General features: G+C 76.4%; 5 protein-coding genes. 4 read left to right on the plus strand and 1 reads right to left on the minus strand.

Going from position 1 to position 12,360, the window contains the following annotated elements; translation table 11 throughout:
• Positions 1–76: 76 nt before the first annotated feature.
• A complete protein-coding gene (locus IE170_RS05005) occupies positions 77–1,306 on the minus strand; it encodes a nucleotide sugar dehydrogenase (protein WP_189808223.1) in 1,230 nt (409 codons plus the stop codon).
• 262 nt (positions 1,307–1,568) lie between these two features.
• Between IE170_RS05005 and IE170_RS05010 the strand changes: the two genes are divergently transcribed.
• The 4 genes from IE170_RS05010 to IE170_RS05025 all read left to right on the plus strand — a co-directional run bounded on the left by IE170_RS05010 (position 1,569) and on the right by IE170_RS05025 (position 12,347).
• Positions 1,569–3,275 (plus strand): glycerol-3-phosphate dehydrogenase/oxidase, encoded by a 1,707-nt coding sequence (locus tag IE170_RS05010; RefSeq protein ID WP_189808049.1) that lies wholly within the window; start codon positions 1,569–1,571, stop codon positions 3,273–3,275.
• Positions 3,276–4,439: 1,164 nt separating this feature from the next.
• Positions 4,440–6,440: a serine/threonine-protein kinase gene (locus IE170_RS05015; RefSeq protein ID WP_308428361.1), complete on the plus strand. Its 2,001-nt coding sequence runs from the start codon at positions 4,440–4,442 to the stop codon at positions 6,438–6,440.
• Between the two features lie 95 nt (positions 6,441–6,535).
• On the plus strand, positions 6,536–10,594 hold the full coding sequence (locus IE170_RS05020) for a serine/threonine kinase C-terminal domain-containing protein (RefSeq protein WP_189808051.1): 4,059 nt from the start codon (positions 6,536–6,538) through the stop codon (positions 10,592–10,594).
• 124 nt (positions 10,595–10,718) lie between these two features.
• Entirely contained in the window at positions 10,719–12,347 is a 1,629-nt protein-coding gene (locus IE170_RS05025) for a serine/threonine-protein kinase (RefSeq protein ID WP_189808052.1), read from the plus strand.
• Positions 12,348–12,360: the final 13 nt, after the last annotated feature.

Consider the following 12,360-nt stretch of genomic DNA (forward strand, 5'->3'; position numbering starts at 1 on the left):
CGCGGCCGCAGCGCACGCCGGGCACGGCGCAAGGGCCGGCTCCCCGCGACGGGGGCCGGCCCTTCGGCGTACCCGGTCAGAGCCGGTGGGCGGCGCCGGCCGGGCTCGCCCCGCGGGTGTCCAGGAGCAGCTGCGCCTTGACCGCCAGGCCCTGGAGGTCGTAGGTGCGGTGGTGCTGGAGGAGGATCGTCAGGTCGGCGGAGGCGGCGGCCTCGTAGAGGGACTCGGCGCGGGGGACCGGCTGGTCGCGGACCCGCCAGCCGGCGACGTACGGGTCGTGGTAGCTGATCAGCGCGCCGAGGTCGAGGAGGCGGCTGGCGATCTCCGGGGCCGGGGAGCCCTCCCGGTCGGCGAGGTCCGGCTTGTAGGTGACGCCGAGGAGCAGGACGCGGGCGCCGCGGGCGGACTTGCCGTGCTCGTTCAGCAGGGTGGCGCAGCGCTGGATGACGTACTGGGGCATCCGCCCGTTGATCTCCTGGGCGAGGCCGACCATGCGCAGGGGGTGGCCGGGGGTGCGCGTGGTGTGAGGGAGATAGTTGGGGTCGAGGGGGACGCTGTGGCCTCCGACGCCGGGGCCGGGGCGGAAGGCCTGGAAGCCGTACGGCTTGGTCTCGGCGCAGCGGATGACGTCCCACAGGTCGACGCCGAGGTCGTGGCAGAGGACGGCCATCTCGTTCATCAGCGCGATGTTCACGTGCCGGTAGTTGGTCTCCAGGAGCTGGACGGTCTCGGCCTCGCGCAGCCCGCGGGCGCGGACGACCTTCTCGGCGATGCGGGCGTAGAAGGCGTGGGCGGACTCGGTGCAGGCGGGGGTGAGGCCGCCGATGACCTTGGGCGTGTTCGCGAAGGTGTGGGTGCGGTTGCCCGGGTCGTGGCGGCTGGGGGAGTAGGCCAGGTGGAAGTCGCGTCCGGCGCGCAGCCCCGAGCCGGACTCCAGGATCGGGCGGAGGTACTCCTCGGTGGTCCCCGGGTGGGCCGCGGACTCCAGGATCACGGTGGTGTGGGGGCGCAGCCGGGCGGCCAGGGCCCGGCCCGCCTCGCCGACGGCGCCGAGGTCGAGGGCGCGGTCGGCGCCGAGCTGGGTGGGCGCGCAGATGACGGCGGTGCGGACCCGGCCGAGGTCGGCGGGGTTGGCGGTGACCCGGAAGCCGGCGGCCGACATGCGGCGGACCTCGGCGGCGGTGAGAGTGGAACCGGTGGCCGGGCCGATGTCGTAGCCGACGGTTTCGATCCCTGCTGCGACGGCGGCCTGGGCCAGTGGGAGGCCGAGGTGGCCGAGTCCGATGACGGCGAGGTCTGCGGGCATGGGGTGGAGCCGTCCCTTCCCTGGCATGCATGGAGAGGCTGGGTGCGCAACTCCAGTGGATCCCGGGGGCCTCCGATGAGCTGGCGCGATGTCAGACTAGGCGTATATATGACCGATCTGTCGTATTACGGGGTGATGGCCTCCGTTGTGTTGTCCACAGGCGGTGGCTGATGCGGGAGCGCGGGGTCAGAATCGAGGACGGGGGACGTGAGCGGGACCGCCCGCGCCGAGCCGGCGCGGCCCGCACCGACGGGAGGCAGCCGTGAGGACAGCGACACTGGGGCCGGCGCAGCGCGCCGACGCCCTCGCCCGGATGGCCGAGCGGGAACTGGACGTGCTCGTGGTGGGCGCGGGCGTGGTCGGCGCGGGCACCGTGCTGGACGCCGCGACCAGGGGCCTGCTGACCGGGATCGTCGAGGCGCGGGACTGGGCGTCCGGCACGTCCAGCCGGTCCAGCAAGCTGATCCACGGCGGCCTGCGCTACCTGGAGATGCTCGACTTCGCCCTCGTGCGCGAGGCGCTGAAGGAGCGGGGCCTGCTGCTGGAGCGGCTCGCCCCGCACCTCGTCCGGCCCGTCCCGTTCCTCTACCCGCTGCAGCACAAGGGCTGGGAGCGGTTGTACGCCGGCTCGGGCGTCGCCCTGTACGACGCGATGTCCGTCTCCAGCGGGCACGGCCGCGGCCTGCCCGTGCACCGGCACCTCTCCCGCCGGCGCGCCCTGCGGGTGGCGCCGGCCCTGCGCAAGGACGCCCTGGTCGGCGCCCTGCAGTACTACGACGCCCAGATGGACGACGCCCGGTACGTCACCACCCTGGTGCGGACGGCCGCGGTGTACGGGGCGCACTGTGCCAACCGGGCGAGGGTCGTCGGCTTCCTCCGGGAGGGCGAGCGGGTCGTCGGCGCACGCGTGCAGGACGTGGAGGGCGGGCGGGAGTACGAGGTCCGCGCCCGCCAGGTCGTCAACGCGACCGGGGTGTGGACGGACGACACGCAGGCGCTGATCGCGGAGCGCGGCCAGTTCCACGTCCGCGCGTCGAAGGGCGTCCACCTCGTCGTGCCGAAGGACCGGATCAACTCGACCACCGGGCTGATCCTGCGGACGGAGAAGTCGGTCCTGTTCGTCATCCCCTGGGGCCGGCACTGGATCGTGGGCACCACCGACACCGACTGGGACCTCGACAAGGCGCACCCGGCGGCGTCCAGCGCGGACATCGACTACCTGCTGGAGCACGTCAACTCGGTCCTGGCCGTCCCCCTCACGAGGGATGACGTGGAAGGCGTGTACGCGGGCCTGCGGCCGCTGCTGGCCGGGGAGTCGGACGCGACGAGCAAGCTGTCCCGCGAGCACACCGTGGCGCACCCGGTGCCGGGGCTCGTCGTCGTGGCGGGCGGCAAGTACACGACGTACCGGGTGATGGCGAAGGACGCGGTGGACGAGGCGGTGCACGGCCTCGACCAGCGGGTCGCCGACTGCGTCACCGAGGACGTGCCGCTGGTGGGCGCGGAGGGGTACCGGGCCCTGTGGAACGGCCGGGCCGGCATCGCCGCCCGGTCCGGGCTCCATGTGGTGCGGGTGGAGCACCTGTTGAACCGGTACGGGTCCATGGTGGACGAACTGCTGGACCTGATCGCGGCCGACCCCTCGCTCGGCGAGCCGCTCGGCGGGGCGGACGACTACCTGCGGGCCGAAGTGGTCTACGCGGCCTCGCACGAAGGAGCCCGCCACCTCGACGACGTGATGACCCGCCGGACGCGCATCTCGATCGAGACGTTCGACCGGGGGACCCGATCGGCGCGGGAGTGCGCGGAGCTGATGGCCCCGGTGCTGGGGTGGGACGAGCAGCAGATCGAGAAGGAAGTGGAGCACTACGAGAAGAGGGTGCAGGCTGAGCGCGAATCCCAGCGCCAGCCGGACGACCAGACGGCGGATGCCGCCAGGCTGGGGGCGCCCGACATCGTTCCGTTGTAAGTCCGCGATCCGGAGGGGGGGAACCGCGGACCCGGGGCTCCCGTCCGTTGCGGAGTGAGGAACAATAAGGGTTCTGCCGGGGCGGGTTATCGCGCGGGTTCTCCCGGGGCGGGCCGCCGGGCACTCCGGCGGGTGCCGGGGCAGCCGGAGCAGGCGGCACGATCGCAGAGGGGACGCATGTCGAAGCCGGAGCACACCGATTCGCCTGCGGCGGAGCAGGACCGGGCCGAGCCCGTGTCGGGCGAGCCGGAGCCGTCTGTGAAGGCCGTCCCGCCTGCGCGGACGCCCGCGGCTGCGGCCGGTCCGGGCGCTGGGGAGCCGGGGGCCGCCGGTTCGGCCGCCGCCGCGCCGCAGGACGCCGAGCCGTCCGGATCGGCCTCGCCGAAGCCCGACCTCACGAAGCCGAAGGCTGCCCGTACGGCCGCGGCCGCCGAGCCGGCTGACGCCGGGTCCGCCGCCGCCGACGCCCCGGCGGCCGCCACCCGCAAGCCCGGCCCCGCGAAGCCGCGACCGTCCGCCGAGGCCCGTTCCGCTTCGGTTCGGCCGAAGACCGCGAAGTCGGGTGCGGGCACGACCGCGCCCGACTCCGCTTCGGCTGCGCCGAAGGCGGCGAAGCCGACCCTGGCGAAGGGCGGCTCCGCAGCAGCTGGTTCCGCTTCGGCCGACACGGAACCCACGAAGCCGGGCTCGGCGAAGGGCGCTGCCGCAGCGGGCCGTTCTGTTCCGGCTGAGTCGAAGGGCTCGGAGTCGGGCCTGACCGAGGATGCTGCGGCTGATTCCGCTTCGAGCGGGTCGAAGGGCGCGACGTCCGGCCCGGCGAAGGGCAACGCTGCCGCGGCTGGTTCCGTTTCAGCCGGACCGGAGGATGCGAAGCCGAGCCTGGCGAAGGGTGCTGTGGCCGCGGCCGGTTCCGCTTCGAGCGGGTCGAAGGGCACGACGTCCGGCCCGGCGAAGGACGACACTGCCGCGGCTGGTTCCGTTTCGGCCGGACCCGAGGATGCGAAGCCTGACGTCGCGAAGGACGGTGCGGTTGCGGGTGGTTCCGCTTCGACCCCGGCCGAGGGGTCGAGGCCGAGCCTTGCAAAGAGTGGTGCCGCTGCGGCTGGTTCCGCTTCGGGTGGGCCCGAGGATGCTAAGCCGAAGCCCGGGGCGCAGGCCGACGCCGTGCGGACGACGTCCGGGAACCCCATCATCGACAAGGCCGACGCCGTCGCCGCCGCGGTGAAGGCCGCGGCCGTCAAGGCCGCCGACGACAGCGGCCGCGAGGGCCGGCTCCTCGCCGGCCGCTACCGGCTCGGTGAGGTGCTCGGCAAGGGCGGCATGGGCACCGTCTGGCGCGCCGAGGACGAAACCCTCGGTCGCACCGTCGCCGTCAAGGAGCTCCGCTTCGGCAACGGCGTCGACGAGGACGAGAAGCGCCGCCTCATCACCCGCACCCTCCGCGAGGCCAAGGCCATCGCCCGGATCCGCAGCGGCGGCGCCGTCACCGTCTTCGACGTCGTCGACGAGGACGGCCGGCCGTGGATCGTCATGGAGCTCATCGAGGGCCCCTCCCTCGCCGAGTTCATACGGGAACAGGGCCCGCTGACCCCGCGCCGCGCCGCCGAGGTCGGCCTCGCGGTGCTCGAAGTGCTGCGTGCCGCCCACGGCCAGGGCATCCTGCACCGCGACGTGAAGCCGTCCAACGTCCTCATCGCCGCCAACGGCCGCGTCGTCCTCACCGACTTCGGCATCGCGCAGGTCGAGGGCGACCCGTCCATCACCTCCACCGGCATGCTCGTCGGCGCGCCCTCGTACATCTCGCCCGAGCGCGCCCGCGGCCAGAAGCCGGGCCCGCCGGCGGACATGTGGTCGCTCGGCGGTCTGCTCTACGCCGCCGTCGAGGGCGTGCCCCCCTACGACAAGGGCTCCGCGCTCGCCACGCTCACCGCCGTCATGACCGAGCCGGTGGAGCCGCCGAAGAACGCCGGCCCGCTGACCGAGGTCATCTACGGCCTGCTGGTCAAGGACCCGGCCCGGCGCCTCGACGAGCAGCGCGCGCGGGTCATGCTCACCGCCGTGGTCAACATGCCGGAGCCGGAGGCCGTCGAGGTCCTGGCGCCGGCCGTGGAGGAGACCCGGCAGATCTCCCTGAGCGCGGCGAAGGAGGCCGCGGCCAAGGCCGCCGCCGACAAGGCCGCCGAGAAGGCGGAGAAGAAGGAGCGGGAGCGCCGCGAGCGGGAGCAGCGCGAGCGGGCCCGCGCCGCCCTGAAGGCGGCCCGCAAGGCGGCCGCGGCCACGGCCGCCACGGCCGCGACCGCCGCCGAGCCCGCGGCGTCCGGCGGCGCGCGCACCGGTCCGGTCGCGGCGCCGCTGACGGACGTCATGTCGCGCCGCACCATCGGGCTCGCCATCGCCGGCGTGGTGGTCGCGCTGGCCGCGATCGGCTCGCTGATCGTGTACGCGTTCAGCGGCGACTCCGAGCAGCAGGGCAAGGGCACCCCGGGGACGACGACCTCCGGCAAGCCGAGCCCGGGTCCCTCCGGCAAGACCGGCGACGCCGGCTCCACCGGGGGCGGGGCGGGCGGCAGCAGCCCGTCGGCGCAGGGGCAGACGCCGGGCGGGCAGGAGAGCCCGGGCCAGACCCAGACCCAGGGCCAGGGCCAGGCGGCCGCCCAGGGCCAGGGCCAGGGCCAGGGCTCCGACCCGGGCGGTGCCGCGGCCGGGCTCCCCGCCGGCTTCGCCACGGTGACGGACCTCGGCTTCCACTTCTCCATGGCGATGCCGCAGGACTTCCGCCACACGGACACCGCCGGCGACAACTCCGGCGCCATATACAGCCGTGACGGCGGCTTCCCGCGCATCCAGGTCGACTTCACCAACCGCCCCGGCGAGGACGCGCGCGCCGCCTGGGCGGCGCTCGCCCCCGCCGTCGCCGGCAGCAGCAAGGGCTACCGCACGATCCGCATCGACGCGGTCGGCTACCGCGACTACCCCACCGTCGCCGACTGGGAGTTCGAGCGGGAGCAGAAGGGCATCAAGGTCCGCGTGCTCAACCGCGGCTTCAAGGTGGACGCCAAGCGCGGCTACGCCATCATGATCAGCTGCCCGGCGGACCAGTGGGACGGCCCGGAGTGCCGGCAGCTGCGCGACACGGCCTTCGCGACGTTCCAGCCCCTGGCCTGACGAGCCTTCCCGGCTCCGGGACGCGGGAGCCCCCGGCGACGTATCGTGTCAGCGGGGGCCGCAGGGAGACGGCCCCGGCACTCGGGGGAGGCACAGTGGAGGACTACGCGGGGCGGATCCTGGCCGGCCGCTACCGTCTGCCGCTGCCGCCGTCGGACGAGTACGAGCCGGCCGAGACCCGTGCGTTCGACACCCGGAGCGGGCAGGAAGTCCTGGTCCGGCAGGTGCCGTTACCCGAGATCGTGGACGCCGAGCTGGTCGACGGCGAGGCCGCGGGGTACGCCGCGGAGGCGCCCATGCCCCCGTACCGCTCCGGCCCCGGGCGGGGCCCGTCGGGCGAACTCCCGGCCGTGCGGCGGGCTATCGCGGCGGCGCAGGCGGCGGCGTCCGTCCCCGACCATCCGCGACTGGACCAGGTCTTCGACGTGTTCGCGGAGGGCGGCTCGCTGTGGATAGTCAGCGAGCTGGTGCCCGCCCGGCCGCTGGCCGCCCTCCTCGCTGAGGAGCCGCTGACCCCGTACCGGGCGGCCGAGGTGGCCTCCGACGTGCTGACCGCGCTGCGCGCGCTGCACGCGCACGGCTGGACGCACCGCAACATCACCGTGCGGACCGTGCTGATATGCGACGACGGGCGCGTCGTGCTGACCGGCCTCGCGGCCGGCGCCGCGGAGGACGCGCTGTGCGGGTACGACCCGGTCCCGGCCGAGGACGACGACCCGCCCGCGGAAGATGCCTGGGGCACCCCGCCCGCCCCCACCGCACCCCCGTACGCCCCCCTGGTGGCCCCCGGCTACGAAACGACCCCGCGCGCGAACCCCGCACCCCCGAACCCCGAACTCCCCCCGGGCTACGCCCCGCTGCCCCCGCCCGGCCCGGGGTACCCCGACCGCGCCGCTCCGGAGCAGCCGCTACCGCCCGGCGGTGACCCGCTGAACGGTCCGGTCCCGACGGCCGGGCCCCGGTACGCGGACCACGTCGTCCCGGAGCGGCCGTCGCCGTCCCGCCGTGACCCGCTGGGCGGGCCCGCTCCTGCGGAGGGGCCCTGGAACTTCGACGGGGCCGCTTCGCAGTCGCCGCAGTCGTCCGGCTACGACCCGCTGGCCGACCCCGGCCCGACGGCGGACCGTCGGTACGCGGACCACGTCGTCCCGGAGCGGCCGTCGCCGTCCGGCGGTGGGCCGCTGGCCGCCCCGGGCTCTGCGGAAGGGCCTCGGTACGCCGTCGGGGCCGCTCCGGAGCCGCCGTTGCCGTCCGGCCGTGACGCGCTGGGCGGGCCCGGGGCGGGGAACGCCGACCGCGCCCTCCCCGAGTCGATGCTGTCGTCCGGCCGGGACCCGGTGGGCGTGGTCGGGCCGCGGTATGCGGACCACATCGTGCCCGAACGGGATCCGCAGGAGGCCGGCCCGCGTGGCGGCGGTGCGGCGGGGGAGGGCGGTGTGGCGCCCGCCGACGCCGCGGGCCGTGCGCCGCTCGTCGCCCCCGGGTACGAGACCGGGCCGCGTGGCGGATCCGTGGACGGTGGCTCGTTCCGAGCCGTTGCCGCCCAGGGTGGGGGGCCGGAGGTCGTGGCCGCGCGGATCACCGCGGGCGAGGCGCCTGGCGCCGTCCCGGAGCAGCGGCCGATCGGGTCGAAGCTGCCGCAGGGGTACTCGTACCCGTACGGCGGCCCCAGGGCAGCGGGGGCGCCGCCCGCAGAGGCGCCTTCCGCCCCGGCCGTACCCGCCCCCTCGGGCCCCGCGTCCGCACCGACCGGCCGGTCCGGCGGCGCTCCCGCGGGCGACGGCCTGCCGGCCGGCGACGATGTGCCCTGGCATGGTGCGACACCGCGCCGGCAGGCCGCCCTGCCGCCCGCCCTGCCCCAGGGCTACCGGCACGCCGACGACGACACCGCCCCCCGCCTTCCCCCGCCCGTCGGCGGCCCGGCCGGCCTACCCGGCGCCCCCGCCCGCCCGGGTGGTTCCGCGGACCCCGGCGGTGCGGCCGGGCCGATTCCGGCCCGTCTGCCCAACGTCCCCGCCGACCCGGGCGGTCCCGCCGGTGCCGGCGGCCCGGCCGGGCCGGTTCCGACCCGGCTCCCCGGCGGGCCAGCCGCGGCGGACGCCTCCGGCAGCCACCACGCCGGCCCCGCGCCCGCGGGTGGTCCGGCGGGGCGGATTCCGGCACACCTTCCCCCGGCCCCCGGCGTCCCCGCCTCGGCGGAGGCTCCCGGCGGGGGCCGCCCCGGCCCCCGGCCCCCGGCCCCCGGCGGGTCGGCCGTGCCGGCCTCGGGCATGCTTCCCGACGCTTCGGCCCGCCCGGGCGGGCCGGGCGGCTCGGCCGCTCCCGCCGGCCCGGGTGGCCCCGGCGCGGCGGCCGGGCCGATCCCGGCCGGCTTGTCCAACGCCCCCGGCGCCCCCGCGGCGGCGGAGGCCTCCCGCGGCGACCACCCCGGCCCCGCGCCCGCGGGCGGTCCGGCGGGGCGGATTCCGGCACACCTTCCCCCGGCCCCCGGCGGGTCGGCCGTGCCGGCCTCGGGCATGCTTCCCGACGCCCCGGCCCGCCCGGGTGGCTCGGCCCTTCCCGTCGGCCCGGGTGGCCCCGGCGGGGCGAACGGGCCGATCCCGGCCCGCTCGTCCAACGCCTCCGGCGCTCCCGCCGGGGCGGACGCCCCCCGCGGGGACCGGCACGCGCCCGCCGGCGGTACGGGCGGGCCGATTCCGGCGGGCCTCCCCCACGCCCCCGCCCGTCCCGCCGGCGGGACGGCCGGGTCGGTGCCGGCCAGCCTTCCGGACGCCCCCGGCGCCCCCGCCGGGGCGGACGCCCCCCGCGGGGAGCGCCCCGGCCCGCAGGCCGCGCATGTCGGCGGTCCGGGCGGGGCGGTTCCGGCCCGGCTCCCCGGCGCGCCCGCCGGTCGCACCGGCGGGGGCGTCCCCGCCGCGGCGGGAGCACCCCGCGGCGGCCGGCCCGCGCCAGGGGCCGGCGCCCCGCGCGGGCCGCGGACCGGGCTTGATGCCGAGCGGGCGCGGCAGACGCGGATGGCCGTCGTGGGGGCCGTCACCGAGCGGTGGGCGCCGGAGCAGGCCCGTACCGTGGCCGGGCCCTGGCAGATCGCGGCTCCCGTCGGCCCGGCCACCGACCTGTGGGCGCTCGGCGCGCTGCTCTACCGGTCCGTGCAGGGGCACCCCCCGTACCCGGAGGACAGCGCCGCCGAGCTCGTCGAGATCGTCTGCGCCGAGCCGCCCGCCTTCGCGGAGGAGTGCGGGCCGCTGCGGCCCGTCGTGGAGTCCCTGCTGCGCCAGGACCCCACCGAGCGCCCCGACTTCGAGGAGCTCCGCGGCTGGCTGCGCTCGCTCGTGCGGTCGGCGCCCGAGCCCGACGCGGCGGCGCCCGGTGCGATCCCGCCTGCGGACCCGGACCCGGCCCGGCTGCCCGCCGTGCGCCGCCGCGGCGACCTGCACGGCCGGCACCGCAACCCGGCGCCCCGGCGCGGCCCCCGCCACCTGGGGCGGGTCCTGCTGGCGGGGGTCCTCGCCCTCACCGCCGGGGCGGTGGCGTACGCGGTGCTGTTCCTGCCGCGGGCAGGCGAGGGGCAGGGCGGGGACGCCGCCTCGCAGACGCCCGTGGCCAAGACCGAGACCCCGTCCCCCGGCGGCTCTCGCCCGCAGGCCTCCCCGACGCCCGCGCCCACTCCCTCGCAGCCCGCGCCGCAGGCCCCGGCGTCCGCGCCGCCCGGCTACACCGTCCAACAGGACCCGGAGCACTTCGAGATCGCGGTCCCGCAGGGCTGGGAGCGCCGCGGCATGAACGAGGCGGGCCAGGTCCGCTACACCGACGGCCAGTACGTCCTGATCGTCGTCCCGGGCCGGGACAAGGTGGAGGGCAGCCCGGACCCGGCCACCTACCAGAAGGACAAGGAGCCTGAGCTGGCCCCGTACCGGTCCTCGACGTGGGCCAGCGGCGGTGACGTGAAGACCACGAAGGTGGGTCAGCAGCTGCGGGCGACCGGCCGGTACACCTGGATCGACGGCACCGGCCGCAGTGTCGTCGCCCGCAACTTCGTCGTCGCGCTCGGCGGCAGCTACCACGTCGTGATGGTGACGGGCCCGCAGGACGGCGAGGGCAAGGTGACCGAGGTCTTCGAGAAGGCGACCGGAAGTTACAAATCGGGCGGTTGAAGGCCTGCTGACGGCGAATCAGTACGGCAATTGCGTCACAGTGCTGCCGGAACGGCTCCCTCCGTGTACCGGCGGCCCCGTGCGCTTCGTAATCTGGCCCGAAGTGCACAGAGTGGCGGGGATCGTGGAACAGCAGACAGGTGCGGGCGCAGTGCTCGCCGGCCGGTACCGGCTCGTGGAGCCCATCGGCAGCGGCGGCATGGGCAAGGTGTGGCGCGCCCACGACGAGCTCCTGAGCAGGACCGTCGCCGTCAAGGAGCTGACGGCCGGGCTGTACGTCGCCCAGGCCGACCGGGACGTCCTGCACGCGCGGACGCAGAAGGAGGCCCGCGCGGCCGCCCGCATCCAGCACCCGGCCGTCGTCACCGTCCACGACGTCCTGGAGCACGACGACCGGCCGTGGATCGTCATGGAGTACGTCGACGGGCCGTCCCTCGCCGAGGCGGCGAAGGCGGCCGGCCGGATCGAGCCCCGGGAGGCCGCCCGGATCGGGCTGCACGTCCTCGGCGCGCTGCGCGCCGCGCACGCGGTCGGCGTGCTGCACCGGGACGTCAAGCCCGGCAACGTGCTGCTCGCCAAGGATGGGCGGGTGCTGCTCACGGACTTCGGGATCGCCGCGATCGAGGGCGACTCCTCGATCACCCGCACCGGCGAGATCGTCGGCTCCATCGACTACCTGGCCCCGGAGCGCGTCACCGGCGGCCGCCCGGACCCGGCGTCCGACCTGTGGTCGCTCGGCGCGACCCTCTACACGGCGGTCGAGGCCCGCTCGCCGTTCCGCCGCACCTCGCCGATCTCCAGCCTGCAGGCCGTCGTCAACGACGAGCCGCCCGCGCTGCGCCAGTCGGGGCCGCTGGGGCCCGTCATCACCGCACTGCTGCGCAAGGACCCCGAGGAGCGGCCCTCCGCGCAGGAGACGGAGCGGATGCTGCTGGAGGTGATGGAGGGCCGCGAGCCGAAGGCGGCGCAGGCGTACGTGCCGACGCGCGCGATGAGCCGGCAGGAGCTGTCCGGGGCGCGGGACGCCGAACCGGAGGTCCCCGCGGCGCCGCCCGGCACGGGCGGGACGGCCGCCCTGCCGGCCGGCCCGGCGGAGCCGGCGGCGCGGCCGCGCTCGGGATCCGGCCGGGTCAAGCGGGCCGCGGCGGTGGCGCTGGTGGCGGCGCTGGTCGGCGGCGGCGCGGTGTTCGGGCTGCTGAAGTACACCGGTGACGCGGGCGGCGGCGACGGCGCCGACCGCAACGCGAGCGCCCCCGACCGGCAGGACGGCGCGGGGGGCGAGGACGGCAAGGCCTCCTCCCCGCCCGCCGGATGGAAGAAGGTCACCGATCCGGAGGGCTTCACCCTGTGGGTGCCGGACGGCTGGAAGCGGCAGATGGACGGCAACCAGATCGACTACACCCCGGACAACGGCAGGCACTTCATCCGCGTCGCCGTCGACCCCACGCCCGACTACGACACCCCGTACGCGCACGTGCTCGACCTGGAGAAGCAGGTCAGCCGGCGCACCGACTACAAGCGGCAGCGGCTGAACCAGAACACCTTCCGCGACAGCACCCGGGCGGCGCTGTGGGAGTTCACCTGGACCGAGAAGGGCGTCCAAGCGGGTCCGCGGCGCGCCATCGAGCAGATGTACATCGCCCCGGACGGCACTGAGTACGCGGTGTACATGTCGGGTCCGACGTCCACCTGGGAGACGACCCGGGCGCAGTTCGACACCGTGCTCCGCGGCTGGGCCCCGCCCGCCGACTGAGCCCCGTCCCCGC

Origin of the sequence: Streptomyces toxytricini (assembly GCF_014649915.1) — a bacterium.
Lineage (GTDB): Bacteria > Actinomycetota > Actinomycetes > Streptomycetales > Streptomycetaceae > Streptomyces > Streptomyces toxytricini.